Annotated in this window: 29 protein-coding genes; 17 read left to right on the top strand and 12 right to left on the bottom strand. The window is 60.3% G+C overall.

Translation table 11 applies throughout. The features are described 5' to 3' along the window. Positions 1 to 92 precede the first annotated feature (92 nt). Positions 93 to 524 (bottom strand): NINE protein, encoded by a 432-nt coding sequence (locus IB245_RS10965; RefSeq protein ID WP_008026184.1) that lies wholly within the window; start codon positions 522 to 524, stop codon positions 93 to 95. 250 nt (positions 525 to 774) lie between these two features. On the opposite strand from IB245_RS10965, the gene IB245_RS10960 reads away from it, so the two are divergent. Continuing rightward, the gene (locus IB245_RS10960) at positions 775 to 1,395 is read left to right on the top strand and encodes a C40 family peptidase (RefSeq protein ID WP_008036675.1); all 621 of its coding nucleotides are present in this window, start codon (positions 775 to 777) and stop codon (positions 1,393 to 1,395) included. 143 nt (positions 1,396 to 1,538) lie between these two features. Here the strand turns inward: IB245_RS10960 and IB245_RS10955 are convergent, their stop codons facing one another. Continuing rightward, entirely contained in the window at positions 1,539 to 2,573 is a 1,035-nt protein-coding gene (locus IB245_RS10955; RefSeq protein ID WP_192227550.1) for a type IV pilus twitching motility protein PilT, read from the bottom strand. Positions 2,574 to 2,769: 196 nt separating this feature from the next. Here IB245_RS10955 and IB245_RS10950 point away from each other — a divergent pair, with 196 nt between their 5' ends. The 9 genes from IB245_RS10950 to IB245_RS10910 all read left to right on the top strand — a co-directional run bounded on the left by IB245_RS10950 (position 2,770) and on the right by IB245_RS10910 (position 9,503). Continuing rightward, positions 2,770 to 3,456, top strand: a complete 687-nt coding sequence (locus IB245_RS10950) for a YggS family pyridoxal phosphate-dependent enzyme (RefSeq protein WP_192227549.1) — start codon at positions 2,770 to 2,772, stop codon at positions 3,454 to 3,456. 36 nt (positions 3,457 to 3,492) lie between these two features. Beyond that, a complete protein-coding gene (gene proC, locus IB245_RS10945; RefSeq protein WP_192227548.1) occupies positions 3,493 to 4,311 on the top strand; it encodes a pyrroline-5-carboxylate reductase in 819 nt (272 codons plus the stop codon). A gap of 24 nt (positions 4,312 to 4,335) precedes the next feature. Then, positions 4,336 to 4,923: a YggT family protein gene (locus IB245_RS10940; RefSeq protein ID WP_192227547.1), complete on the top strand. Its 588-nt coding sequence runs from the start codon at positions 4,336 to 4,338 to the stop codon at positions 4,921 to 4,923. Between the two features lie 210 nt (positions 4,924 to 5,133). After that, entirely contained in the window at positions 5,134 to 6,273 is a 1,140-nt protein-coding gene (metX, locus tag IB245_RS10935; RefSeq protein ID WP_008026171.1) for a homoserine O-succinyltransferase MetX, read from the top strand. Between the two features lie 7 nt (positions 6,274 to 6,280). Next, entirely contained in the window at positions 6,281 to 6,901 is a 621-nt protein-coding gene (gene metW, locus IB245_RS10930; protein ID WP_008026169.1) for a methionine biosynthesis protein MetW, read from the top strand. A gap of 26 nt (positions 6,902 to 6,927) precedes the next feature. After that, a complete protein-coding gene (locus IB245_RS10925) occupies positions 6,928 to 7,362 on the top strand; it encodes a DUF4426 domain-containing protein (RefSeq protein WP_192227546.1) in 435 nt (144 codons plus the stop codon). After that, on the top strand, positions 7,359 to 7,955 hold the full coding sequence (gene rdgB / locus IB245_RS10920) for an RdgB/HAM1 family non-canonical purine NTP pyrophosphatase (RefSeq protein ID WP_008036695.1): 597 nt from the start codon (positions 7,359 to 7,361) through the stop codon (positions 7,953 to 7,955). The genes IB245_RS10925 and rdgB overlap by 4 nt, the downstream gene beginning before the upstream one ends. After that, positions 7,952 to 9,157 carry a radical SAM family heme chaperone HemW gene (gene hemW, locus IB245_RS10915; RefSeq protein WP_225609854.1) on the top strand — a complete coding sequence of 402 codons (1,206 nt, stop codon included), beginning with the start codon at positions 7,952 to 7,954 and terminating at the stop codon, positions 9,155 to 9,157. Before rdgB ends, hemW begins: the two co-directional genes overlap by 4 nt. 22 nt (positions 9,158 to 9,179) lie before the next feature. Beyond that, positions 9,180 to 9,503, top strand: a complete 324-nt coding sequence (locus tag IB245_RS10910; protein ID WP_008026163.1) for a DUF3392 domain-containing protein — start codon at positions 9,180 to 9,182, stop codon at positions 9,501 to 9,503. Positions 9,504 to 9,568: 65 nt separating this feature from the next. Here IB245_RS10910 and trmB read toward each other — a convergent pair whose 3' ends face one another. From trmB to IB245_RS10890, 4 genes are all read right to left on the bottom strand, one after another. After that, positions 9,569 to 10,294, bottom strand: a complete 726-nt coding sequence (gene trmB, locus IB245_RS10905; protein ID WP_008026161.1) for a tRNA (guanosine(46)-N7)-methyltransferase TrmB — start codon at positions 10,292 to 10,294, stop codon at positions 9,569 to 9,571. 9 nt (positions 10,295 to 10,303) lie between these two features. Beyond that, on the bottom strand, positions 10,304 to 11,098 hold the full coding sequence (locus IB245_RS10900) for a thiazole synthase (RefSeq protein WP_008036703.1): 795 nt from the start codon (positions 11,096 to 11,098) through the stop codon (positions 10,304 to 10,306). A gap of 60 nt (positions 11,099 to 11,158) precedes the next feature. Then, positions 11,159 to 11,359: a sulfur carrier protein ThiS gene (gene thiS / locus IB245_RS10895; RefSeq protein ID WP_008026157.1), complete on the bottom strand. Its 201-nt coding sequence runs from the start codon at positions 11,357 to 11,359 to the stop codon at positions 11,159 to 11,161. A 172-nt stretch (positions 11,360 to 11,531) separates the two neighbouring features. Next, positions 11,532 to 11,900: a DUF423 domain-containing protein gene (locus IB245_RS10890; protein WP_192227545.1), complete on the bottom strand. Its 369-nt coding sequence runs from the start codon at positions 11,898 to 11,900 to the stop codon at positions 11,532 to 11,534. A gap of 74 nt (positions 11,901 to 11,974) precedes the next feature. Here IB245_RS10890 and mtgA point away from each other — a divergent pair, with 74 nt between their 5' ends. After that, positions 11,975 to 12,697: a monofunctional biosynthetic peptidoglycan transglycosylase gene (gene mtgA / locus IB245_RS10885; protein WP_008026152.1), complete on the top strand. Its 723-nt coding sequence runs from the start codon at positions 11,975 to 11,977 to the stop codon at positions 12,695 to 12,697. A 204-nt stretch (positions 12,698 to 12,901) separates the two neighbouring features. On the opposite strand, the gene rpoH is transcribed toward mtgA, so the two are convergent. The 4 genes from rpoH to ftsY form a co-directional block, all read right to left on the bottom strand. After that, complete coding sequence (gene rpoH, locus IB245_RS10880) at positions 12,902 to 13,756, bottom strand: RNA polymerase sigma factor RpoH (protein WP_007897890.1); 855 nt, start codon at positions 13,754 to 13,756, stop codon at positions 12,902 to 12,904. Between the two features lie 112 nt (positions 13,757 to 13,868). Next, positions 13,869 to 14,891, bottom strand: a complete 1,023-nt coding sequence (gene ftsX / locus IB245_RS10875) for a permease-like cell division protein FtsX (RefSeq protein WP_008026150.1) — start codon at positions 14,889 to 14,891, stop codon at positions 13,869 to 13,871. Then, positions 14,888 to 15,559: a cell division ATP-binding protein FtsE gene (gene ftsE / locus IB245_RS10870; RefSeq protein ID WP_192227544.1), complete on the bottom strand. Its 672-nt coding sequence runs from the start codon at positions 15,557 to 15,559 to the stop codon at positions 14,888 to 14,890. The genes ftsX and ftsE overlap by 4 nt, the downstream gene beginning before the upstream one ends. Further along, positions 15,556 to 17,052: a signal recognition particle-docking protein FtsY gene (gene ftsY / locus IB245_RS10865; protein WP_192227543.1), complete on the bottom strand. Its 1,497-nt coding sequence runs from the start codon at positions 17,050 to 17,052 to the stop codon at positions 15,556 to 15,558. The genes ftsE and ftsY overlap by 4 nt, the downstream gene beginning before the upstream one ends. A gap of 343 nt (positions 17,053 to 17,395) precedes the next feature. On the opposite strand from ftsY, the gene IB245_RS10860 reads away from it, so the two are divergent. Genes IB245_RS10860 through IB245_RS10840 form a run of 5 tightly spaced genes read left to right on the top strand, consistent with a single transcriptional unit; the run spans position 17,396 to position 22,734 of the window. Beyond that, positions 17,396 to 18,751 carry a M16 family metallopeptidase gene (locus IB245_RS10860; protein WP_192227542.1) on the top strand — a complete coding sequence of 452 codons (1,356 nt, stop codon included), beginning with the start codon at positions 17,396 to 17,398 and terminating at the stop codon, positions 18,749 to 18,751. Then, a complete protein-coding gene (locus IB245_RS10855; RefSeq protein ID WP_192227541.1) occupies positions 18,744 to 20,234 on the top strand; it encodes a M16 family metallopeptidase in 1,491 nt (496 codons plus the stop codon). The genes IB245_RS10860 and IB245_RS10855 overlap by 8 nt, the downstream gene beginning before the upstream one ends. Beyond that, complete coding sequence (gene rsmD, locus IB245_RS10850) at positions 20,234 to 20,848, top strand: 16S rRNA (guanine(966)-N(2))-methyltransferase RsmD (protein ID WP_008026142.1); 615 nt, start codon at positions 20,234 to 20,236, stop codon at positions 20,846 to 20,848. Before IB245_RS10855 ends, rsmD begins: the two co-directional genes overlap by 1 nt. Positions 20,849 to 20,903: 55 nt before the next feature. Further along, positions 20,904 to 21,902 (top strand): hydrolase, encoded by a 999-nt coding sequence (locus tag IB245_RS10845; RefSeq protein WP_008026140.1) that lies wholly within the window; start codon positions 20,904 to 20,906, stop codon positions 21,900 to 21,902. Positions 21,903 to 21,906: 4 nt separating this feature from the next. Further along, the gene (locus IB245_RS10840) at positions 21,907 to 22,734 is read left to right on the top strand and encodes an AraC family transcriptional regulator (protein WP_192227540.1); all 828 of its coding nucleotides are present in this window, start codon (positions 21,907 to 21,909) and stop codon (positions 22,732 to 22,734) included. A gap of 95 nt (positions 22,735 to 22,829) precedes the next feature. Here the strand turns inward: IB245_RS10840 and IB245_RS10835 are convergent, their stop codons facing one another. After that, positions 22,830 to 23,684 (bottom strand): sulfurtransferase, encoded by an 855-nt coding sequence (locus IB245_RS10835; protein WP_192227539.1) that lies wholly within the window; start codon positions 23,682 to 23,684, stop codon positions 22,830 to 22,832. Positions 23,685 to 23,717: 33 nt separating this feature from the next. Next, the gene (locus IB245_RS10830) at positions 23,718 to 24,389 is read right to left on the bottom strand and encodes a TetR/AcrR family transcriptional regulator (RefSeq protein ID WP_008026133.1); all 672 of its coding nucleotides are present in this window, start codon (positions 24,387 to 24,389) and stop codon (positions 23,718 to 23,720) included. 146 nt (positions 24,390 to 24,535) lie between these two features. Here IB245_RS10830 and IB245_RS10825 point away from each other — a divergent pair, with 146 nt between their 5' ends. Continuing rightward, entirely contained in the window at positions 24,536 to 25,966 is a 1,431-nt protein-coding gene (locus IB245_RS10825; RefSeq protein ID WP_008040788.1) for a coniferyl aldehyde dehydrogenase, read from the top strand. Positions 25,967 to 25,974: the final 8 nt, after the last annotated feature.

Here is a 25,974-nt window from a genome sequence, read left to right as displayed (position 1 = left end):
CCGCGTTGTCCCAATCGCTAGCAGGGCTAGCTCCCACAGGGGATTTGTGTCGTTCACAGATCCTGTGTGGGAGCTAGCCTGCTAGCGATGACTTACTGGAAAGTGCCGCGATTCTGCGCGTTACGCACGGAAACCTGGTCATTCAGCGTCCAGAAGTCATACAAAACCCCCAGAAAGAACAACCCGCCCGTCACCAGGTACAGCAACCCGCTGATCCACTTCCCCTGATACATCCGGTGCACGCCGAACACTCCCAGAAACGTCAGCAGAATCCACGCAACGTTGTATTCGATAGGCCCGGCGGTGAAACGCAGGTCCGCTTCACGGTCCATGGCCGGGATCAGGAACACGTCGATCAGCCAGCCGATACCCAGTAAACCCAGGGTGAAAAACCAGATCGTCCCGGTCACCGGTTTGCCGTAATAAAAGCGGTGAGCGCCGGTAAAACCGAAAATCCACAGCAGGTAACCGATCACTTTGCTGTGGGTATCTTGATGTGGAACGGGGTGTCGATAGGTGTTCATGAATGGCCTCGAATCACACGATAGATAAATATTCTTGAATTCTTTGTGACTTTTTTACAGGTGGCCGACGTATGGCAAATGCTACCGTGTCTCCCGTCAAACCCTTATAGCACCTGACTTCTGTCCGACAATTGCGTCTATTTGCCGCGTATTGGGCTCCGTTGACCGCCAGGTTGAATCGACCAACGGCCTCGGAATGACAAAAAAAGCTGTTATAAAGTTTCGCGCTAACCAACACGAGCCTTGCCTAATGCGTCCATTTTTCAAGACATGGCTAACCATTTGCCTTTTGATGCCACTGGCCGCCCACGCCACCAATCGTGAGCAACGTCTTCCTAACGTTAATGGTTACACCCCAAAATCCCATGTTTCTGCTCCTTCGAGCAAAAACAAACAAACTGCCAAGCAACCGACTTCGCTGAGCAAAGCCAACAGCAAGCTTGTCCCGCCGATGGCGACCAAGGAAAGCAGCAATGTGCTGAGCCGTGCCGTCAACGTCCTCGGTACACCTTACCGTTGGGGCGGCAGCAGCCCAAGTAAAGGGTTCGATTGCAGCGGCCTGGTGAAATACGCGTTCAACGACGCCACGTTTGACCTGCCGCGCACCTCGAACGCCATGGCCAGCGGTCATGGCGAGAAAGTCGAACGCGGCGACCTGAAGCCGGGCGACCTGATTTTCTTCAACATCAAGAGCCGTCGGGTCAATCACGTTGCCATTTACCTGGGCAACGACCGCTTCATCCACGCACCACGCCGTGGCAAGTCGGTGACCATCGACACCTTGAAGAAACCGTACTGGGAAAGCCACTACGTGGTTGCCAAGCGGGTTCTGCCTAAAGAGAAGAACACGCTGCAGGTTGTTCAGCGCTGATTCCAAATCCCGGGCCCAACCCGGGATTTTGATTTGAACCTGCCGGCCCCTTCGCGAGCAAGCCCGCTCCCACATTGGAACGCATTTCAATGTGGGAGCGGGCTTGCTCGCGAAAGGGCCAGAGAGAACACTACAAATCCCCCTCAGAAATTATCCGGCGACCGCGCCTTATCCCGCGCATGCTCGCGGCTGATCAAGCCCTTGGTCACCAACTCCTTCAAGCACATATCCAGCGTCTGCATCCCCAGATTCCCGCCGGTCTGAATCGACGAGTACATCTGCGCCACCTTGTCCTCGCGGATCAGGTTACGGATCGCCGACGTTCCCAGCATGATTTCGTGCGCCGCGATCCTCCCGCCGCCGATTTTCTTCACCAGCGTCTGCGACACCACCGCCAGCAGCGACTCGGACAGCATCGAACGCACCATCGACTTCTCATCCCCCGGAAACACATCCACGATCCGGTCGATGGTTTTCGCCGCCGACGTGGTGTGCAACGTGCCAAACACCAGATGGCCAGTCTCGGCAGCCGTCAGCGCCAAGCGAATAGTCTCCAGATCACGCATCTCGCCCACCAGAATCACATCCGGGTCTTCCCGCAACGCCGAGCGCAAGGCTGTAGCGAAGCTGCGGGTATCGCGATGGACTTCGCGCTGATTGATCAGGCATTTGCGTGATTCGTGGACGAATTCGATCGGGTCTTCAATGGTCAGGATGTGGTGATGACGATGGTTGTTCAGGTAGTCGATCATCGCCGCCAGGGTGGTGGACTTGCCGGAACCGGTCGGGCCGGTGACCAGCACCAGGCCACGGGGGGAGTCGGTAATCTTGCGAAACACTTCCCCCATCCCGAGGTCGTCCATGCTCAGGACCTTCGACGGAATGGTCCGGAACACCGCGCCGGCGCCACGGCTCTGGTTGAACGCATTGACCCGGAAACGCGCAACGCCGGGCACCTCAAAGGAAAAGTCGGTTTCCAGGTGTTTCTCGAAATCCACACGCTGGGTGTCGTTCATGATGTCGTAGACCAGCTCCTGAACTTCCTTGTGATCCAGGGCTGGCAGATTGATGCGCCGCACATCGCCGTCGACGCGAATCATCGGTGGCAGGCCTGCCGACAGGTGCAAGTCGGACGCTCCTTGTTTGGCGCTGAACGCCAGCAGTTCAGTGATATCCATAGCACTCCTCAATTCCAGTAGAATGCCGCCAACCTCAGACCCGCTGGCGTCTTGATCCTAGTCTGAAAAGTCGCCGAGCGATGATCAGGCAAGGCAAAAGTCGGCGAAGAAGCGGAGTTGACGTCAGTCAATGAGCATTCTGAGTCGAGTTTTAACGCCGCATGATCGAGTGCAGGCACTTTTCAGGCAGGATCGAATGTCCACGATAGCAGACAACATAGCCCTGGTTAGTTCACGCATCCGGGCTGCAGCCCTCGCCGCCCACCGTGACGAACACAGCGTTCACCTCCTGGCCGTGAGCAAGACCAAGCCCGCCGAGGCCCTGCGCGAAGCGCATGCCGCCGGCCTGCGCGACTTTGGCGAGAACTACCTGCAGGAAGCCCTGGGCAAACAGCTCGAATTGGCCGACCTGCCCTTGATCTGGCACTTCATCGGCCCCATTCAATCGAATAAGACTCGCGCTATCGCCGAGCACTTCGCTTGGGTGCATTCCGTGGATCGCTTGAAAATCGCACAACGCCTGTCCGAACAACGTCCTGCCGATCTGCCGCCACTGAACATCTGCATCCAGGTTAACGTCAGCGGTGAGGCCAGCAAATCCGGCTGCACCCCGGCCGACCTGCCGGCCTTGGCCAACGCCATCAGCGAACTGCCGCGCATCAAGCTGCGCGGGCTGATGGCGATTCCCGAGCCGACGGAAGATCGCGCCGCCCAGGACGCCGCTTTTGCTGCCGTGCAAAGCCTGCAAGCCAGCCTGAACCTGCCGCTCGACACACTTTCCATGGGCATGAGCCACGACCTTGAGTCGGCCATCGCCCAAGGCGCCACTTGGGTCCGCATCGGTACGGCCCTGTTTGGCGCCCGCGACTACGGTCAGCCTTGAACCCATGGCCGACTCTTCTATTTATAAGGACCTGACATGAGCAAGACTCGTATTGCCTTTATCGGTGCCGGCAACATGGCAGCCAGCCTGATCGGCGGCCTGCGCGCCAAAGGTCTGGACGCCGCGCAGATCCGCGCCAGCGATCCGGGCGCTGAAACCCGTGCCAAAGTGAACGCCGAGCACGGCATCGTAGTATTCGCTGACAACGCCGAGGCCATTCAAGGCGCCGATGTGGTCGTTCTGGCGGTCAAACCGCAAGCGATGAAAGCCGTGTGCGAAGCGATTCGCCCGAGCTTGAAACCGGATCAACTGGTGGTATCCATCGCCGCCGGCATCACCTGCGCCAGCATGAACAATTGGCTCGGCGCGCAACCGATCGTGCGCTGCATGCCCAATACCCCGGCGCTGCTGCGTCAGGGTGTGAGCGGTTTGTTCGCCACCGCCGAAGTCACCGCAAAACAGCGCCAACAGGCGCAAGAACTGCTGTCGGCCGTGGGCATCGCCTTGTGGCTGAATGAAGAGCAGCAACTGGACGCCGTCACCGCCGTCTCCGGCTCGGGCCCGGCGTATTTCTTCCTGTTGATCGAAGCCATGACCGCCGCCGGCGTGAAGCTCGGCCTGCCGGCGGACATCGCTGCCCAACTGACCCTGCAAACTGCCTTGGGCGCCGCACACATGGCGGTTGCCAGCGATGTCGACGCGGCTGAACTGCGTCGCCGCGTGACATCGCCGGCGGGCACCACAGAAGCTGCAATCAAATCGTTCCAGGCTGGCGGCTTCGAAGCGCTGGTAGAAAAAGCACTCGGCGCCGCTGCGCACCGCTCGGCCGAGATGGCTGAGCAGCTCGGTCGCTAATCAGCCCTTACAAAGGAATAAATGATGCTAGGACTCAACGACGCTGCCATTTTCATCATCAAGACCCTGGGCAGCCTGTATCTGCTGATTGTGCTGTTGCGCTTCATCCTGCAACTGGTCCGGGCGAACTTCTACAACCCGCTCTGCCAGTTCATCGTCAAGGCCACCCAGCCGCTGCTCAAGCCGCTGCGCCGGGTCATCCCGAGCATGTTCGGGCTGGACATGTCCTCGCTGGTGCTGGCGCTGATCGTGCAGATGCTGCTGATCGCGGTCATCGTGTCGCTCAAAGGCTTCATGGTCGACTGGGTGCTGCTGGTGCCGTGGGCGCTGATTGCGCTGTTCTCGCTGTTTTTGAATATTATTTTCTGGGCGATGATCATCAGCGTGATTCTGTCCTGGGTCGCGCCGGGTAGCCACAATCCGGGCGCCGAGCTGGTCGCGCAGATTACTGAACCGGTACTGGCCCCGTTCCGCCGGATCATTCCAAACCTGGGCGGCCTCGATATCTCGCCGATCTTTGCGTTTATCGTGATCCAGTTGCTGCAAAGCTGGCTGATTCCGCGGCTGGCGTACTTTGCCCTGATGCCGCAGGGGCTGCTTGGCTTGATCTGATACCGCGTCATCGTTCTTCGCGGGCAAGCCTCGCTCCTACAGATTTAGAGTCGATCGCGATATTGGCGAACGACACATTACCTGTAGGAGCGAGGCTTGCCCGCGAATGTAGCGCCTCGATTCAACTGAATGAAATCAGGCCCGGCCTTTGCTTGCCGCTAACCCCACCGGTCTTTAGACTTACGCCTCATTTCAACGAGAGCAGGGTCGATGCCAACTGCCTTTCCCGCCGATTCTGTTGGTCTGGTGACGCCGCAAGTGGCGCACTTCAGTGAACCCCTGGCCCTGGCCTGTGGCCGTTCACTCCCAGCGTATGACCTGATTTACGAAACCTACGGCACGCTGAACGCCACGGCGAGCAACGCCGTGCTGATCTGTCACGCCTTGTCCGGGCACCATCACGCCGCCGGCTTCCACAGCCCCGACGACCGCAAACCCGGTTGGTGGGACAGCTGCATCGGCCCCGGCAAGCCGATCGACACCAACAAGTTCTTCGTGGTCAGCCTCAACAACCTCGGCGGTTGCAACGGCTCCACGGGCCCGAGCAGCGTCAACCCGGAAACCGGCAAGCCGTTCGGCGCCGACTTCCCGGTGCTGACCGTGGAAGACTGGGTGCACAGCCAGGCGCGCCTGGCCGACCGGATCGGCATCAGCCAATGGGCCGCCGTGATTGGTGGCAGCCTCGGCGGCATGCAGGCGATGCAATGGAGCATCACCTACCCCGATCGCATTCGTCACTGCCTGGCCATTGCCTCGGCACCGAAGCTGTCGGCACAGAACATCGCCTTCAACGAAGTCGCACGCCAGGCAATCCTCACCGACCCCGAATTCCACGGCGGTTCGTTCCAGGAAGCGGGCGTGATCCCCAAGCGCGGCTTGATGCTGGCGCGGATGGTCGGGCACATCACTTATCTGTCCGATGACTCGATGGGCGAAAAATTCGGCCGCGGCCTGAAGAGCGAAAAGCTCAACTACGACTTCCACAGCGTCGAGTTCCAGGTTGAAAGCTACCTGCGTTATCAGGGCGAAGAGTTCTCCGGGCGTTTCGATGCCAACACCTACCTGCTGATGACCAAGGCGCTGGACTACTTCGACCCGGCGGCAAACTTCGACGATGACCTGGCGAAAACCTTCGCCGGCGCTTCGGCCAAGTTCTGCGTGATGTCCTTCACCACCGACTGGCGCTTCTCCCCGGCCCGCTCGCGGGAACTGGTGGACGCGCTGATGGCAGCCAAGAAAGACGTCTGCTACCTCGAGATCGACGCTCCGCAAGGCCACGACGCCTTCCTGATTCCGATCCCGCGTTACTTGCAGGCGTTCAGCAATTACATGAACCGCATTACGTTGTGAGAAAGCCATGAGAGCTGATCTGGAAATCATCCAGGAATGGATCCCCGCCGGCAGCCGCGTGCTCGACCTCGGTTGCGGTGACGGCGAGCTGCTGACGTGGCTGCGCGACAACAAGCAAGTCACCGGCTACGGCCTGGAAAACGACCCGGACAACATCGCCGAGTGCGTGGCCAAGGGCATCAACGTGATCGAGCAGGACCTGGACAAGGGCCTGGGCAACTTTGCCAGCAACAGTTTCGACGTCGTGGTCATGACCCAGGCGCTGCAAGCCGTGCACTACCCGGACAAGATCCTCGACGAAATGCTGCGGGTCGGTCGCCAATGCATCATCACCTTCCCCAACTTCGGTCACTGGCGCTGCCGCTGGTACCTGGCGAGCAAGGGCCGGATGCCGGTGTCCGAGTTTCTGCCGTACACCTGGTACAACACGCCGAACATCCACTTTTGCACTTTCGAAGACTTTGAAGCACTTTGCCGCGAACGTGAAGCCAAGGTCATTGATCGGCTTGCCGTGGATCAACAGCATCGGCACGGGTGGGCCAGTAAGCTATGGCCTAATCTGTTAGGTGAGATCGGTATTTACCGCGTCAGCAGTCCAGGACTGCAGGATCACAAGGTCGCGGTCTGAACCACCCTATTTCAAGGAGAACGATCATGGGTCGTCTAGCGTTATTTCTACTCACTGCCTGCCTGAGCGTTACCGCCATGGCCGCCGACGTCATCAAGGGCGAGCGCAAGGAAACCTTCGGTGACGTGACGGTGCATTACAACACCTTCAACTCCACGTTCCTGACACCGGACATCGCCAAATCGGCCGAGCTGATCCGCAGCAAGAACCAGGGCGTGATCAACGTCTCGGTGATCAAGGATGGCAAACCGCTGGTCTCTAACGTCAGCGGCACGGTCAAAGACCTCACCAGCCAAAGTGTGCCGTTGAAATTCAAGCAGATCACCGAACAAGGCGCGATCTACTACATTGCGCAATACCCTGTGGAGCAGCAGGAAGTCCGCACCTTCGATATCAAAGTGCAGACCGGCGACAAAACCAACACCATCAGTTTCCAACAAGAGCTTTTCCCCGGCCAATGATGAATTTCACGCAACTCGTACTGGCCAGCCACAACGCCGGCAAACTCAAGGAACTCCAGGCCATGCTCGGCGACTCGGTGCATCTGCGCTCGATCGGCGAGTTCAGCAGCGTCGAGCCTGAAGAAACCGGTCTGTCGTTCGTCGAGAACGCCATTCTCAAGGCCCGCAATGCCGCGCGCATTTCCGGCCTGCCGGCGCTGGCCGACGATTCCGGGCTGGCGGTGGATTTCCTTGGCGGCGCGCCGGGTATCTACTCGGCTCGTTACGCTGACGGCAAAGGCGATGCGGCGAACAACGCCAAACTGCTCGACGCCTTGAAAGACGTGCCGCAAGCAGAACGCGGCGCGCAGTTCGTCTGCGTGCTGGCGCTGGTGCGTCACGCTGATGATCCGCTGCCGATCCTCTGCGAAGGGCTGTGGCATGGGCGCATCCTGACCCAAGCCAGTGGCGAACACGGTTTCGGTTACGATCCGCTGTTCTGGGTGCCAGAGCGCGATTGCTCCAGCGCCGAGCTGAGCCCGAGCGACAAGAACCTCATCAGCCACCGCGCCCGTGCAATGGATCTGCTGCGCCAGCGTCTGGGCTTGAAATGACCCGTGAATCATCCGCGTCACCGCTGATCTTCGGCGGCGGCGCACAATCGCCTCGGGCTGCGCTCCCCGTGCTGCCGCCCTTGGCGCTGTACATCCACATCCCGTGGTGTGTGCGCAAATGCCCTTATTGCGACTTCAACTCCCACACCGCAAGCCCGGTGCTGCCGGAAGAAGAGTACGTCGACGCCTTGCTGGCGGACCTCGATCAGGATCTGCACGCGGTCTACGGCCGCGAGTTGAGTTCGATCTTCTTTGGTGGTGGCACGCCGAGCCTGTTCAGCGCCGAAGCCTTGGGCCGTTTGCTCAAAGGCGTCGAGCAACGGATTCCGTTTGCCAGTGACATTGAAATCACCCTGGAGGCCAATCCAGGCACGTTCGAGCAAGAGAAGTTCGTCGCCTACCGCGCGCTGGGCATCAATCGGCTATCGATCGGCATCCAGAGCTTTCAGGAAGAGAAACTCAAGGCTCTGGGGCGGATTCACAACGGCGATGAAGCGGTGCGTGCCGCCGGCATGGCGCGCCAGGCCGGGTTCGATAACTTCAACCTGGACTTGATGCACGGTTTGCCCGATCAGTCGCTGGACGACGCCTTGAGCGATCTGCGCCAGGCCATCGCCCTGAAGCCGACCCACTTGTCCTGGTATCAGCTGACGCTGGAGCCGAACACGGTGTTCTGGAACCAGCCGCCTCTGCTGCCGGAAGACGACACGCTGTGGGACATTCAAGAGGCCGGCCAGGCGCTGCTCGCCGAGCACGGTTACGCACAATACGAAGTCTCGGCGTATGCCCTGCCCGGTCGTCCGGCGCGGCATAACCTCAATTACTGGAGCTTCGGCGACTTCATCGGCATCGGTGCCGGCGCCCACGGCAAGCTCAGTCATCCGGACGGGCGCATCGTACGCACCTGGAAGACGCGCCTGCCGAAGGATTACCTGAACCCGGCGAAAAGCTTCAAGGCTGGCGAGAAAGCGCTGACCAACGATGAACTGCCGTTCGATTTCCTGATGAACGCTTTGCGCCTGACTGATGGCGTGGAATCGCGGCTGTATCCGGAGCGCACCGGGCTGAGCCTGGAAAGCCTCGCCGAAGGCCGCCGCGAAGCCGAACAAAGCGGCCTGTTGCAGGTCGAACCGTCACGCCTGGCGGCCACCGAGCGCGGGCAATTGTTCCTCAATGACTTGCTGCAAACATTTCTGAGCTGATTTCAGCCGTAAGGGAAAACGAATGGATTTGATACTCGACCTGCTCGCCACCGTCTCCCGCTGGAGCCGCAGTAACCTGTCGGAAATCTCTCTGGCGCTGGTGGGCTGTTTGCTGGTGCTGTTCGGCGCGGACATCAAAGCCTGGATCGATCAACGCCTGGGTAGCATCGCCGGCGCTTTGCGCGTCCCGTTGCTCGCGCTGGTGTGCATGATCGGCAGCGGTGCCGCGCTGATCTACGCCACACCGTGGATCGTTCGTGGTTTGAGCCAGTTCAACAACTACAGCCTGGCGCCGGTGTTGTTGGTGGTCCTGGTGCTCATCGGCGTAGTCGCCGACCGCCGCTGATTTCCGAACACAAAAAAACCTGTAGGAGCCGGCTTGCTGGCTCCTACAGGTTTATTGCGTAGGGCTTAGGACTGCTTTTCGAACTTCAGGTCCCACACGCCATGCCCAAGACGTTCGCCACGGCGTTCGAACTTGGTGATCGGGCGCTCGGCCGGACGCGGTACGCACTTGCCGTCTTCGGCCAGGTTGCGGTAACCCGGCGCAACGTTCATCACTTCCAGCATGTACTCGGCGTACGGTTCCCAGTCGGTGGCCATGTGCAGAATACCGCCGACCTTCAACTTGCTGCGCACCAATTCAGCGAACGACGCCTGAACGATACGACGCTTGTGGTGGCGGCTCTTGTGCCATGGGTCCGGGAAAAACAGCATCAGGCGATCTAGGCTGTTGTCGGCCACGCAACGGTTGAGCACTTCGATCGCGTCGCAATCGTAGACACGCAGGTTGGTCAGGCCCTGAGTCAGCACGCCATTGAGCAGCGCGCCCACACCCGGACGGTGCACTTCCACGCCAATGAAATCCTGTTCCGGCGAAGCAGCGGCCATTTCCAGCAGCGAATGGCCCATGCCGAAACCGATTTCCAGCGAACGCGGTGCCGAGCGACCGAATACCTGGTCGAAGTCCACCGGCGCGTCGGCCAATGGCAGCACGAACAGCGGCGTGCCCTGTTCCAGACCTTTTTGCTGGCCTTCGGTCATGCGCCCGGCGCGCATCACGAAACTCTTGATGCGGCGGTGTTGGCGCTCGTCGCCTTCTTCCGTCTGGATTGGCGTGTCGTTTGATTCAGTCATCAATGGCTCTTACTTGATCAGACCATCCAGCGGCGAAGAGGCGCTGGCATAGAGTTTTTTCGGCATGCGGCCGGCGAGGTAGGCCAGGCGGCCTGCAACGATGGCGTGTTTCATGGCTTCAGCCATCATAATCGGCTGCTGGGCATGGGCGATGGCCGAGTTCATCAGCACCGCCTCGCAACCCAGCTCCATGGCGATGGTGGCGTCGGAAGCGGTACCGACACCGGCATCCACCAGCACGGGAATCTTGGCCTCTTCGAGGATGATCTGCAGGTTGTACGGGTTGCAGATCCCCAGGCCCGTGCCGATCAGACCGGCCAGCGGCATGACCGCGATGCAGCCGATTTCCGCCAGTTGACGGGCAATGATCGGGTCATCGCTGGTGTAGACCATCACGTCGAAGCCTTCCTTGACCAGCACTTCGGCGGCCTTGAGGGTTTCGATCACGTTGGGGAACAGGGTTTTCTGGTCCGCCAGCACTTCCAGCTTCACCAGGTTGTGGCCACCGAGCAGCTCACGGGCCAGGCGGCAAGTGCGCACAGCCTCGGTAGCGTCGAAACAACCGGCGGTGTTAGGCAGGAAGGTGTAGCGATCCGGCGACAGGACTTCGAGCAGGTTCGGTTCGCCCGGGGTCTGGCCGAGGTTGGTGCGGCGCACGGCGAAGGTGACGATCTCGGCACCCGAGGCCTCGATGGCCAGGCGGGTTTCTTCCATGTCGCGGTACTTGCCGGTGCCTACCAGCAAACGCGACTGGTAAGTACGACCGGCCAGGACGAAGGGCTTGTCGCTACGAACGATGCTCATGGGAAATCCTCTGTAGGGGTGAGGTTCTTGCAGAATTCTGTGCCCTTGCGGGCCGGGCGACTAGCCGCCGCCGATGGCGTGTACCACTTCGACGGAATCGCCGTCGTTCAATGTGGTGTCCGCATGCTGGCTGCGCGGGACGATATCCAGATTGAGTTCGACCGCTACCCGGCGTCCGGTCAATTCCAGACGGGTCAGCAGGGCCGCAACGGTTTCACCGTCGGGCAGTTCAAGGGATTCGCCGTTCAACTGAATGCGCATGCCGGATGCCGCCATCATTTTTAGGGGCTGGCATTCTAGCCCGATCAGTCTTGGCGACCCAAGCCATTCGTCATGTCGTGGGCCTTGTAGGAGCGAGGCTTGCCCGCGAAGACGTCGTCTCAGCCACCATCTTCTTTGACTGACAGTACGCCTTCGCGGGCAAGCCTCGCTCCTACAACCGCCAGGCGGCAAGGCCCAGACAGAGCCAACCGATCAGGAATGCCAGGCCGCCGAAGGGGGTAATGATTCCGAGCTTGCTGATACCGGTCAGGGTCAACAGGTACAAACTGCCGGAAAACAGCAGGATGCCAATGGCAAAGGAGGCGCCGGCCCACGTGATCAAACGACCCGGAATCTGCGTGGCAAGCAGCGCCACACCCAGCAATGCCAAGGTGTGCACCAATTGGTAGGTGACGCCAGTGTGGAAAATCGTCAGGTATTCAGGCGTCAGGCGGCTTTTCAAGCCGTGGGCGGCGAATGCGCCAAGGGCAACGCCGGTGAAGCCGAAGAAAGCGGCCAGCATCAGAAAGCCACGCAGCATGAAGAACTCCAGTCAGACTCGATCAACAGGGTCTGTATAATGGCCCGCTCAATGGGTTCGGCCAAGCCATCTCTATGCTGCGTTTATTTTTACGACGATTTACAAAGGCCGTGCTCTGGTTCGCGGGCGGCAGCGTATTGCTGGTGCTGATTTTCCGCGTGGTACCGCCACCGGGCACGACGCTGATGGTCGAGCGCAAGATCGAATCCTGGTTCGACGGCGAGCCCATCGACCTGCAACGCACCTGGAAACCCTGGGATGAAATCTCCGACGACCTTAAAGTCGCGGTGATTGCCGGTGAAGATCAGAAATTCCCGGAGCACTGGGGTTTTGACCTCGGCGCGATCCGCGCAGCCCTGGCGCACAACGAGCTGGGGGGTTCGGTTCGCGGCGCCAGCACCTTGAGCCAGCAAGTGTCGAAAAACCTGTTTTTGTGGTCCGGCCGTAGTTGGCTGCGCAAAGGTCTGGAAGCCTGGTTTACCGGGCTGATCGAAGTGTTCTGGCCCAAGCAGCGGATTCTTGAGGTGTACCTGAACAGCGTCGAGTGGGATGACGGGGTGTTTGGCGCGGAAGCGGCGGCTCGGCATCACTTTGGCGTGAGCGCCAAGTCGCTGTCCCGGCAGCAGGCCAGTTATCTGGCGGCTGTATTGCCTAACCCACGGGTGTGGAGCGCGAGTCACCCGACGAATTACGTCGCACGTCGCGCCGGGTGGATTCGGCAGCAGATGAGCCAGCTGGGTGGCGACAGCTATCTGCTGGGGCTCAACGATTCGCGCCGGGCGCCTTGGGCCCAATAACCACTCGCCTTAACCATGAAGATCCACTGTGGGAGCGAGCCTGCTCGCGATTGCGGTTTGTCATTCAACATTGATGTTGGCTGATACACCGCAATCGCGAGCAGGCTCGCTCCCACAGTGGCTTGGTGTGTGGAGGGGAATAGTGAGCACAAACAAAAACGCCCCGATCAATGATCGGGGCGTTTTTTATTGCCTTCGCGCAGCTTAGGCGGCGATCGACAACTTGAGCTTGTTCATCGCGCTCTTCTCGAGCTGACGAATACGCTCGGCCGACACGTTGTACTTCTGCGCCAGGTCGTGCAGCGTGGCTTTCTCTTCAGCCAACCAGCGCTGATAAAGGATGTCACGGCTGCGGTCGTCCAGCACTTCCAGCGCTTCGTGCAGGTTGTGATTGGAGTTGTCGCTCCAGTCGGCGTCTTCCAGTTGACGGGCCGGGTCGTACCGGTGGTCTTCCAGATAGTTGGCCGGCGACTGGAAAGCGCTGTCGTCGTCCGCTTCTGCGGCCGGGTCGAAGGCCATGTCATGGCCAGTCAGTCGACTTTCCATCTCGCGCACTTCCCGCGGCTCTACGCCGAGGCTTTCCGCCACGCGATGGACTTCCTCGTTGTTCAGCCACGCCAGACGTTTCTTCTGGCTGCGCAGGTTGAAGAACAGCTTGCGCTGGGCCTTGGTGGTCGCGACTTTCACAATGCGCCAGTTGCGCAGGATGAACTCGTGAATTTCCGCCTTGATCCAGTGCACAGCGAACGAAACCAGACGCACACCCATTTCCGGGTTGAAGCGCTTCACGGCCTTCATCAGGCCGACGTTACCTTCCTGGATCAGGTCAGCCTGAGCCAGACCGTAGCCGGAATAGCTACGGGCGATATGTACGACAAAACGCAGGTGGGCGAGCACCATCTGCCGAGCCGCCCCCAAATCCTGCTCATAGTAGAGACTCTCGGCCAGTTCACGCTCCTGCTCCGGCGTCAGCAATGGAATGCTGTTCACGGTGTGCACGTAGGCCTCCAGGTTCGCACCCGGGACCAGAGCATATGCAGGTTGCAAAGAATTGGTCATACGAAAAAACCTCCGTCTTACAAACTCGTGCAGTTCAGCACTGCGAAAATTGACCGGAAACCAAAAGACAAGTTCCCATAAACGCTGAAAGGTCAATACGAGCAAAATGATACTACTTAGGCGCAAGCTCCCTCAGGTGGCGTGCGACTGCAATCCATGCACCGATATACCCTAACAGCACCGCGCCAAGCAAGAGAGACAGACCGTCGGCAACTGGCACTCCGGCCAGCGCAAAATTACTGCCATACAAACCGGCCAGTCCAACCACTGCCTCGTTCAGCCAGTTCAGGCCAAACGCCAATACGCCCCAGGAAAGTATCCCCGCACCGAAGCCATACAACGCGCCCATATATAGAAAGGGCCTGCGCACATAGCTGTCAGTGCCGCCGACGAGTTTAATCACTTCTATCTCTGTGCGGCGGTTTTCAATATGAAGACGAATGGTATTGCCTATCACCAAAAGTAATGCAGAAATCAGAAGCACGGTCAGACCGAAGACAAAACGGTCACCCAGCTTGAGGATGGCTGCCAGACGCTCGACCCAGACTAGATCAAGTTGCGCCTGTTGTACCTTCGGCAGCTCGGAAAGTTTTTGTCGTAATGCTTCAAGCGCGGGCTTGTCGACTTCGTTCGGGGTCACCAGCACCACGCCTGGCAGCGGGTTTTCCGGCAGTTCCTTCAACGCTTCGCCCAGGCCGGACTGCTGCTGAAACTCTTCCAGCGCCTGATCACGACCGACATATTCGGCATCAGCTACACCTCGAATGCCTTTGATCTGATCGCGCAACGATTCGCCTTCAGCCGGGCTGACCTCAAGTTGCAGGTACAGGGAAATCTGCGCCGCGCGCTGCCAGGAACCGCCGAGCCGCTCGACGTTACTTAGCAAAAGTGACAGACCCATCGGCAAGCTCAGGGCAACCGCCATCACCATGCAGGTGAAGAAACTGCCGATAGGATGCTTGCCCAGGCGCCGCAGACTGTCCAGCAGACTGGCGCGATGGCTTTCTATCCAGGCGCGGAACAGCGTGGCGAAGTCCGGACCGTCGTCATCGTCGTGTTTTTTCTTCTGCGGTTGCGGATCGGCGGCTTTCGGCGCCACGCGTTCGGAGACTTTAGGGCTGCGTGTTGCACTCATTCCCCAGCCTCCCCATCACCGATCAATCGGCCGCGTTGCAGAGTCAGCATGCGGTGACGCATACGCGCGATCAGGGCCAGGTCGTGACTGGCGATCAGCACGCTGGTGCCCAGACGGTTGATGTCTTCGAACACGCCCATGATCTCGGCCGCCAGGCGCGGGTCGAGGTTACCGGTCGGCTCATCCGCCAGCAGCAAGGCCGGGCGGTGAACGATGGCGCGGGCGATACCGACGCGCTGTTGCTGGCCGGTGGACAGGTCGCCGGGGTACAGATCGGTCTTGTCCGACAGCGCCACGCGTTCCAGTGCCGAATCCACACGCTTGGCGATTTCGGCCTTGGACAAACCAAGAATCTGCAACGGCAGGGCCACGTTGTTGAACACCGTGCGATCGAACAGCAACTGGTGGTTCTGGAACACCACGCCGATCTGCCGACGCAGGTAAGGAATCTGCGCGTTGCTGATGGTGGCGAGGTCCTGACCGGCCAGCAGCAATTTGCCGGTGGTCGGACGCTCCATGGCCAGCAGCAGGCGCAACAAGGTGCTTTTACCGGCGCCGGAATGGCCGGTTACAAACAAGAATTCGCCCCGACGGACTCGAAAGCTCAGCTCATGCAAGCCGACGTGCCCGTTCGGATAGCGTTTACCGACCTGTTCGAAACGAATCATGAACGCTCCCGCTCGGCAAACAGTGCCTGGACAAAGGGTTCTGCTTCAAAGGTACGCAAGTCATCGATGCCTTCACCGACGCCGATGTAGCGAATCGGCAGGCCGAACTGCTTGGCCAGGGCGAAAATCACCCCGCCCTTGGCGGTGCCGTCGAGCTTGGTAAGCGCCAGGCCGGTCAGTTCGACGGTCTGGTTGAATTGCTTGGCCTGGTTGATCGCGTTCTGCCCGGTGCCGGCGTCGAGCACCAGCAGCACTTCGTGCGGCGCGTCGGCGTCGAGCTTGCCGATGACCCGGCGAACCTTCTTCAACTCTTCCATCAAATTGTCTTTGGTGTGCAGGCGACCGGCGGTGTCGGCGATCAACACGTCAATGCCACGGGCCTTGGCGGCTTGCACGGCGTCGAAGATCACCGAAGCCGAGTCGGCGCCGGTGTGCTGGGCGATCACTGGAATCTTGTTGCGCTCGCCCCAGACCTGCAATTGCTCGACCGCCGCAGCGCGGAAGGTGTCGCCCGCCGCCAGCATGACTTTCTTGCCTTCGAGTTGCAGTTTCTTCGCCAGCTTGCCGATGGTGGTGGTCTTGCCGGCGCCGTTGACGCCAACAACCAGGATCACGAACGGCTTGTTCTGCGAGGTGATTTTCAGGGGTTGCTCGACCGGCTTGAGCATCGCCGCCAGTTCCGCCTGCAGGGACTTGTACAGCGCGTCGGCGTCGGCCAGCTCTTTGCGGGCAACCTTTTGGGTCAGGCGCTGGATGATCACCGAAGTCGCTTCAACGCCCACGTCGGCGGTCAGCAAACGGGTTTCGATGTCTTCGAGCAGCTCGTCATCGATGATTTTCTTGCCAAGGAACAGGCTCGCCATGCCTTCGCCGATGCTGGCGCTGGTCTTGGACAGGCCTTGCTTGAGACGGGCGAAGAAACCGGCTTTGGTTTCTTCGGTACGCACAGGCTCGGCGGGTGTTTCGACCGGCACGACGGGCGCGGCGGCAACGGGAGCAACGACCGGCGCAGGCACTGGTGCTTGAACAACTGGAGCAGCCGGCGCAACAAAGGCTGGAATCACAGGCTCAGGAATAACCGGCGCAGGTTCGGCCACAACAACTGGCTCAATCACTGGCACCTGAACGGGCGCAGGAGAAAACGCACTCGGCGCAGGAATCGGCGGCGTAATGTGCGGCGCCAGTTCGTCTTCGACCAACGATACCGGCTCTTCCGCTACCGGCAAGGTCAGCCATGGCTCGGCGGCAGGCGTCAGCGGCTGTTCAGCCACGACGTCAGGCGCGGCCTCAACCAGCGTTTGCGGCACCGGCTCGGAGATCGGCAGGACAACCGGCGCCGGCGCTTCTTCTATTACCGGCGCAGGTACTGGCTCAGGAATGGGCTGTGGCTGTTCGACGACGGTTTCCTGCGGCTTTTTGCGCAGCCATCCGAACAGGCTTTTCTTCTCGCCAGCCGCAGCTGGGGCTTTCTTGTCGTCGTTGGAACCAAACATGGAGGACGGCTATCTCACGGTAGCGACGCGCCAAAGGGCGCCTCGGCAAATAAATATTCGATGCAGAACAGACTGCGATTGACCCAGCTTGTTCACGCGCAACATTTTGTAGAGGTGCAAGTGGCACCTCACGGAAACGATTTCACGAAGGACTAACGCGGCAAAATCGGCGAAAAAGCAGAGTTTAGTTGATAAATTCCAACCTTCTGCCGCAAACCCATACAACCTGATCAAACGCAAAGGCCTGATAGGCGTGGCCGCCAGTAAAACGGATCAGTATCCTAGCACCCTCTCGCCCGCCGACGCTAAGACCAAGCGGGCAGCTCAACAGGTTTAAAAACGAATGAATGCTCTAGCCCGCCGCGCTGCAGGCCTGCTGCTCAGCACAGTTTGTCTGCCACTTTCAGTCTTTGCTGCCGATCCGCAACCCACCCACGAATTCACCCTCGACAATGGCCTGAAGGTCATCGTGCGCGAAGACCATCGCGCGCCGGTGGTGGTTTCCCAGGTCTGGTACAAGGTCGGGTCCAGCTACGAGACGCCGGGGCAGACCGGTTTGTCCCACGCTCTGGAACACATGATGTTCAAGGGCAGCGAGAAAGTCGGTCCCGGCGAAGCCTCGCTGATCCTGCGGGACCTCGGTGCCGAAGAGAATGCGTTCACCAGCGACGACTTCACCGCTTATTACCAGGTGCTGGCCCGCGACCGCCTGGGCGTGGCCTTCGAACTCGAAGCCGACCGCATGGCCAGCCTGCGCCTGCCGGCCGACGAGTTCGCCCGCGAGATCGAAGTCATTAAAGAAGAACGTCGCCTGCGCACCGACGACAAGCCGATGTCCAAGGCCTACGAACGCTTCAAGGCCATGGCCTACCCGGCCAGCGGTTACCACACGCCGACCATCGGCTGGATGGCTGACCTGGACCGCATGAAAGTCGAAGAGCTGCGCCACTGGTACCAATCCTGGTACGTGCCGAACAACGCCACGCTGGTGGTGGTCGGCGACGTGACGCCGGACGAAGTGAAAACCCTGGCCCAGCGCTACTTCGGCCCGATCACCAAACGCGACGTGCCACCGGCGAAAAAACCGGTCGAACTGGCCGAGCCCGGCGAACGGCAGATTACGCTGCACGTGCAGACCCAACTGCCGAGCCTGATGCTGGGCTTCAACGTGCCAAGCATCGCCACTGCCGAAGACAAACGTTCGGTCAACGCCTTGCGCCTGATCTCGGCCCTGCTCGACGGCGGCTACAGCGGACGCATCCCGACGCAACTGGAGCGCGGCGAAGAGCTGGTGTCCGGCGGTTCGTCGAGCTACGACGCCTACACCCGCGGCGACAGCCTGTTCACCCTGTCGGCATCGCCGAACACCCAGAAAAACAAAACCATGGCCCAGGCCGAAGCCGGTTTGTGGAAGCTGCTCGAACAGCTGAAAACCACCGCACCGTCCGCCGAAGAGCTGGAGCGCGTGCGGGCTCAAGTGATTGCCGGACTGGTTTACGAGCGCGATTCGATCACCAGCCAGGCCACCGCTATCGGCCAACTGGAAACCGTCGGCCTGTCCTGGAAACTGATGGACACCGAACTGGCCGAACTGGAAAGCGTCACGCCGGAGGACATCCAGAAAGCCGCCAAGCTGTATTTCACCCGCGAACGTCTCAGCGTCGCCCATGTCCTGCCACTGGAGACGACTCATGAGTGAGCGTAAAAAACCACGTCTGGCCCTGATCGGCCTGGTCGCTGTCGCATTGATTGGCTCCGCTGCCTTCTATTTCCTGAAGACCGACCACTCCAACGCCAGCGAAGCCCTCGACAAGGCCAAGTCCAGCCAGAAACTGCAATCGCTGGCCGAACTCGACGGCAAGGCACCGAGCCGCCGCTCGCTCAACGTGCAAACCTGGAACACCGCCGAAGGCGCCAAGGTGCTGTTCGTTGAAGCCCGCGAGTTGCCGATGTTCGACATGCGTCTGATCTTCGCCGCCGGCAGCAGCCAGGACGGCGATGCGCCGGGCCTGGCGGTACTGACCAATGCGATGCTCAACGAAGGTGTGGCCGGCAAAGATGTCGGCGCTATCGCTCAAGGCTTCGAAGGCCTGGGCGCTGACTTTGGCAACGGTGCGTTCAAGGACATGGCGCTGGCGTCGCTGCGCAGCCTCAGTGCCACCGACAAACGCGAGCCTGCGTTGAAGTTGTTCTCCGAAGTTGTCGGCAAACCGACCTTCCCCGCCGATTCGTTTGCGCGCATCAAGAACCAGATGCTCGCCGGCTTCGAATACCAGAAACAGAACCCCGGCAAACTGGCCAGTATCGAGCTGATGAACCGCTTGTACGGCGATCACCCGTACGCGCATTCCAGCGATGGCACGGCGAAAACCGTACCAGCCATCACCCTGGCTCAGTTGAAGGCGTTCCATGAAAAAGCCTACGCCGCCGGCAACGTGGTGATAGCGCTGGTGGGCGATCTGTCCCGCGCCGAAGCCGAGGCGATTGCTGCGCAAGTCTCCAGTGCGCTGCCAAAAGGCCCGGCGCTGGCGAAACTGCCGCAGCCTGAAGAACCGAAAGCCAGCATCGGCCACATCGAGTTTCCGTCCAAGCAGACCAACCTGATGCTCGCGCAACTGGGCATCGACCGTGACGATCCGGATTACGCCGCACTGTCCATGGGCAACCAGATCCTCGGCGGCGGTGGCTTCGGCACCCGCTTGATGAGTGAAGTGCGCGAGAAGCGCGGCCTGACGTACGGCGTATATTCGGGTTTCACCCCGATGCAGGCGCGCGGCCCGTTCATGATCAACCTGCAAACCCGCGCAGAGATGAGCGAAGGCACGCTGAAACTGGTGCAGGACGTGCTCGCCGACTACCTTAAGACCGGCCCGACCGAAAAAGAACTCGACGACGCCAAGCGTGAACTGGCCGGCAGCTTCCCGCTGTCCACCGCCAGCAACGCCGACATCGTCGGCCAACTCGGCGCGATGGGTTTCTACAATCTGCCGTTGAGCTATCTGGAGGACTTCATGCAGCAGTCCCAGAGCCTGACTGTGGAACAAGTCAAAACCGCACTGAACAAACACTTGAGCACGGACAAAATGGTCATCGTCAGCGCTGGCCCGACCGTGCCGCAAAAGCCGTTACCGGCCCCTACTGATAAACCTGCCGAGCAGCCGCTCGGGGTTCCGGAGCATTAATGGCCACTTCCCGTCCAAAAAAACCTGTTCATAACGTGCACAACGGCGTGAACCAACTGCGCATCATCGGCGGTGAATGGCGCAGCCGAAAGCTGAGCTTCCCTGACGCGCCGGGCCTGCGCCCGACCCCGGACCGGGTGCGTGAAACCCTGTTCAACTGGCTCGCGCCTTACGTGGCCGGGGCCAAGGTGCTCGACCCGTTCGCCGGCAGCGGCGCGCTGTTTCTCGAAGCCTTGTCCCGTGGCGCGGCCATGGGCCAGGCGCTGGATGCGAGCAATATCGCGGTGTCCAGCCTGAAGGAACACCTGGGCACGCTGCGTTGCACCACCGGCCAGGTTCAGACTGCAGACGCCTTGCGTTATCTGGAAACCCAGCCAGCAGTGGCTTACGACCTGGTGTTCCTCGACCCGCCGTTCAACCAGAACCTGTTGCCGACCGTATGCACCCTGCTCGAAGAGCGCCAATGGCTGGCGGACGACGCGTGGGTGTACACCGAAAGCGAAACCGCCCCCTCGACGCTTGGCCTGCCGGCCAACTGGCGCCTGCACCGTGAGCAGAAATCCGGGCGCGTCTACTATTCGTTGTGGCAACGTATGGCAGAGATCGCCGGTTAACCGACCGGCCTGAAAAGGTGCGCACAGGTTGCGCACCGCTGCATCGAGAACAATCGTGTCTTTTCCGTCAGAACGCTTCACCCCTGCCTTCGGCCTGGGCAACCCGCACTTGCAGACCTTGTGGGGACCGCTTTGGCGCAAAACCACGCACATCGAGCGCGAACGCGAACGCTTGTGGCTCGAAGATGGCGACTTTCTTGACCTGGACTGGCACGGCCCACACAGCGCCGATGCACCGCTGGTGCTGGTGTTGCATGGCCTGACCGGGTCTTCCAATTCGCCTTACGTGGCCGGCGTGCAAAAAGCCTTGGGCGACCAAGGCTGGGCCAGCGTCGCGCTGAACTGGCGCGGCTGCTCGGGTGAACCGAATCTGTTGCCGCGCAGCTACCATTCCGGCGCCAGCGAAGATTTGGCCGAAACCATCAAGCACTTGCGGGCCAAACGGCCACTCGCGCCGCTGTATGCAGTCGGTTATTCCCTCGGCGGCAACGTTTTGCTCAAACACTTGGGTGAAACCGGCAGCGACAGCGGCGTGCTCGGTGCCGTGGCGGTGTCGGTGCCGTTTCGGCTCGATCAGTGCGCAGATCGTATCGGCCAGGGTTTTTCGAAGGTGTATCAGGCGCACTTCATGCGCGAGATGGTCGCCTACATCAAGAACAAGCAGCGGCAGTTCCAGCATGACGGGCGCGAGGATGGCCTGGCGGAATTGGCCGCGCTGGGTTCGCTGGAAAACATGCGCACGTTCTGGGATTTCGATGGCCGGGTGACCGCGCCGCTGCACGGCTTCACCGATGCGCAGGATTACTATCGCCGCGCCTCTAGCCGCTACTTTCTGGGCGAAATCCGCACGCCGACGCTGATCATTCAGGCCGCCGACGACCCGTTCGTATTTCCTCACAGCCTGCCGCAGGCCGAGGAACTGTCCGCCAGCACTCAATTCGAACTGCAAGCCAAGGGTGGGCATGTCGGCTTCGTCGATGGCTCGTTCCGGCAGCCGGGTTACTACCTGGAACGGCGCATCCCGCAGTGGCTGGCCGCTGCAGGTCGCGGGTAAACCGATGGACATCGATCAGGGCGAGTCGATCCGTTTCTGGCAAACGGCGCCTTTGGCCGGGGTCGAGTTGTTGTCCGCACGCTACATCGAACACCGTTTTGCCCCGCACGTGCATGACGGTTACGTGATCGGCATGATCATGGCCGGCGCCCAGCGTTACCGCTATCGCGGCGCCGAACACCTGGCGGGCAGCGGCACGCTCGTTTTGATCAACCCCGACGAGTTGCACACCGGCCACAAAGGCACGGAAGACGGTTGGTTGTACCGGGCGTTTTATCCCGACAGCGGGCAGATTCTGTCACTGCTCGATGAGCTGGAACTGCCGACCCACAACTTGCCGACATTTGGCGCCACGCTGTATCGCGATCCGGACCTGGTGAAGGGCTTCTGCCAACTGCATCGCCTGCTCGAAACGCCCTCCACCGCCCTGCAACAGCAGACCGCCTGGCGAGAGTTGATGTTGTCGCTGCTGCAACGTCACGCCGCCGTTCCGGACGCCGGCAAACCCGGCAAGGAACACCGGGCGGTGACGCAGGCCAAGGAACTGCTGCAAGCGCAATTGGCGGCGCCGCCGTCGCTGGAAGAACTCGCGGCAACGGTCAATCTGTCGCCCTTTCATTTCGCCCGGGTATTCCGCAGCGCCACCGGCATGCCACCGCACACCTGGCTGATGCAGCAGCGCATCGCTCGGGCGCGGGCGTTGTTGCAGGGCGGCTGTTTGCCGTTGGAAGTGGCGACGCAACTGGGGTTTGCCGACCAGAGTCATCTGAGTCGACAGTTCAAGCAGGTTTACGGGGTGGGGCCGGGGGCGTATCGCAGAGCACTTCTGTAGGAGCCGGCTTGCTGGCGATAGAAGCGCCGCGGTATTTCAGGCAGACCGCGTCATCGTTCATCGCCGGCAAGCCGGCTCCTACAGGGGATTTGTGTTTATTCGCCGGTGGCGATTCCACGCGCGGGGTCGTTGATCCATTCGCTCCACGAGCCGGCATACAACGAACCCAACGGATATCCCGCGAGGCACAAGGCGAACAGGTTATGGCACGCCGTCACGCCGGAACCGCAATACGCCACCAGATCGGTCGGCGAACGTTGACCGAGTTTCGCGGCAAAGCGCTGCTTGAGCTGATCGGCCGGCAGAAAACGCCCGTCGCTGCTCAGGTTGTCGGTGAACGCCGCACATTGCGCGCCGGGAATGTGCCCGGCAATCGGGTCGATCGGCTCCACTTCACCCTTGAAGCGCGGCAAGGCGCGGGCATCGAGCAAGGTCAAATCGGGCTGGCCGAGACGGTGCTGAAGCTGTTCGGCGTTCAACAGCAGCGTATTGTCCGGCGTTCCCGCGAAGGTGCCACGTTCAATACCGGGCGCATCAAGGCTCAAGGGCAAACCCGCCGCGTGCCAGGCCTTGAGCCCGCCATCGAGGATAAACACGCCGTCACGCTTGCCCAGCCAGGCCAGCAACCACCACGCCCGCGCCGCGTAGGCACCGGGGCCGTCGTCATACAAAACCACATCGCTGTCGGCATTGATGCCCCAGGCTTGCAGGCGTTCGATCAAGTCCGCAGGTTGCGGTAACGGATGACGCCCGGTCACGCCCTTGACCACCGCTCCGCTCAAATCACGCTCAAGATCGGCGAAGCTCGACCCGGCGATGTGCCCTTCGGCATAGCTGCGCTGGCCGTAGTCCGGGTCTTCGAGGGCAAAACGACAATCAAGAATCACCAACCCCGGCTGGTCCTTTTTCAGGTCCAGTGCTTGCGGGCTGATCAGTTGCGCAATGGGCATAACGGGCTCCTGTGAGATGGTCGATTTTGAATCCTACTGCACTTCTTCCAGCGCCTGGGCCAGCGGCACGTAAAACTCCTCGTACAGCGCGTTCACCGCATCGCGAGACTGATCGGTGACAAAACCGGCCTCCAGCACCAGCACCTGATACACGCCGCGTTTGATCGCCTGTTCGCTCAGGTGATTGGAATTTTCCCGCGTGGTGCACAGGAAACGCACCCAGGACGTGAGGATGATCCACGCATTGAGCGTCAGGGATTCAATCTGCACCTTATCCATGGACAGGATGCCGGCCTCGACGAATCCCGCGTAGATGTGCGTGCCATAGATCAGGCAACGCTGGGAAAAGCGCCGATAACGGGCAGCCAGTTCCGGATCGCTGTCGAGCAAGTGCTCGAGATCACGATGCAGAAACCGGTAGCGCCACATCGCCGCCAGCAACTCCTGAAGGTAGAAACGCTTGTCTTCAACTGTCGCGGCGCGCCCTTGGGGCGGGCGCAGGAAGCTGTCCACCAGGCTTTCGTACTCACTGAACAGCACGGCGATGATCGCCTGCTTGTTGGGGAAGTGGTAGTAGAGGTTGCCCGGAGAAATGTCCATGTGGGCAGCAATGTGGTTGGTGCTGATGCTGCGCTCACCCTGCTGGTTGAACAGCTCCAGGCTGTTCTGCACGATGCGCTCGCTGGTTTTGATCCGAGGGGCCATGGCTTGAGCTTTAATTCAGAGTGCGTTGAGGGGCATCTTACGACCTAACCGCGAGCGGATAAAACAACGCGATGTCAGGATCTCATTTGACTTTATAGAGCATAGACTCTAAAAAGTTCTTCACTACAATAAATCCGGAGCCGACCATGACTGCTGACATCGCCTACCTGCAGAAGCTGCAGCAGCCCCTGGAGGAACTTCAAAACCGCTTCGACGATCAGCGCGCAGCCTATGCCGCCAACCCGATGCCGCCCGCCGCCCAGCGACTTCAATGGCTCAAAGCCCTGCGCGATTTGTTGAGCAATGAACGTCAGGCACTGATCGATGCGATCAGCCAGGACTTCAGCCACCGCAGCGCCGATGAAACCCTGCTCGCCGAACTGATGCCCAGCCTGCACGGCATTCACTATGCCAGTCAGCACCTCAAAGGCTGGATGAAACCCTCGCGACGCAAGGTCGGCGTGGCCTTTCAGCCGGCCTCGGCGAAAGTCGTTTATCAGCCGCTGGGCGTGGTCGGGGTGATCGTGCCGTGGAACTACCCGCTGTTTCTGGCCATAGGCCCTTTGGTTGGCGCGTTGTCGGCGGGCAATCGGGTGATGCTCAAACTCAGCGAATCGACCCCCGCCACCGGTCTGCTGCTCAAGGAATTGCTGGGCCGGATCTTCCCCGAAGACCTGGTTTGCGTGGTGCTCGGCGAGGCCGATATCGGCGTGGCGTTCTCCCGCCTGCGTTTCGATCACTTGCTGTTCACCGGCGCCACCAGCATCGGCAAACACGTGATGCGCGCGGCGGCCGAGAACCTGACACCGGTAACGCTGGAACTGGGCGGCAAGTCCCCGGCCATTGTCTCTCGTGATGTGCCGTTGAAGGACGCCGCCGAACGTATTGCATTCGGCAAGACGCTCAATGCCGGGCAAACCTGCGTCGCCCCGGACTACGTAATGGTGCCGGAAGACCGCGTGGGTTCTTTCGTCGAAGCCTACCGTCAGGCGGTTCGCGGGTTTTATCCGACACTGGCTGACAACCCGGACTACACCGCGATCATCAATGACCGACAACTGGCCCGGCTCAACGGCTACATCAGCGACGCCACCAGCAAGGGCGCGCTGCTGATTCCGCTGTTCGACCAGGGCCAGGGCCGGCGCATGAGCCACAGCCTGCTGCTGAACGTCACCGACGAGATGATGGTGATGCAGGACGAAATCTTCGGTCCGCTGCTGCCGATCGTTCCGTACAAGGATCTGGATGAAGCGTTTGCCTACATCAACCAGCGACCTCGTCCGTTGGCGCTGTATTACTTCGGCTACGACAAGCGCGAACAAAACCGTGTCCTGCATGAAACCCATTCCGGAGGCGTGTGCCTGAACGACACGTTGCTGCACGTCGCGCAGGACGACATGCCCTTCGGCGGCATCGGCCCCTCGGGCATGGGCCATTACCACGGCCACGAAGGCTTCCTGACGTTCAGCAAGGCCAAAGGTGTGCTGATCAAACAGCGTTTCAACGCGGCGAAACTGATCTACCCGCCGTACGGAAAAACCATTCAGAAACTGATCCAGAAGCTGTTTATCCGCTAACGACCTTC

Origin of the sequence: Pseudomonas sp. PDM02, from assembly GCF_014852285.1 — a bacterium.
Classification (GTDB): domain Bacteria; phylum Pseudomonadota; class Gammaproteobacteria; order Pseudomonadales; family Pseudomonadaceae; genus Aquipseudomonas; species Aquipseudomonas migulae.
This window is presented reverse-complemented; position numbering and strand designations above follow the sequence as displayed.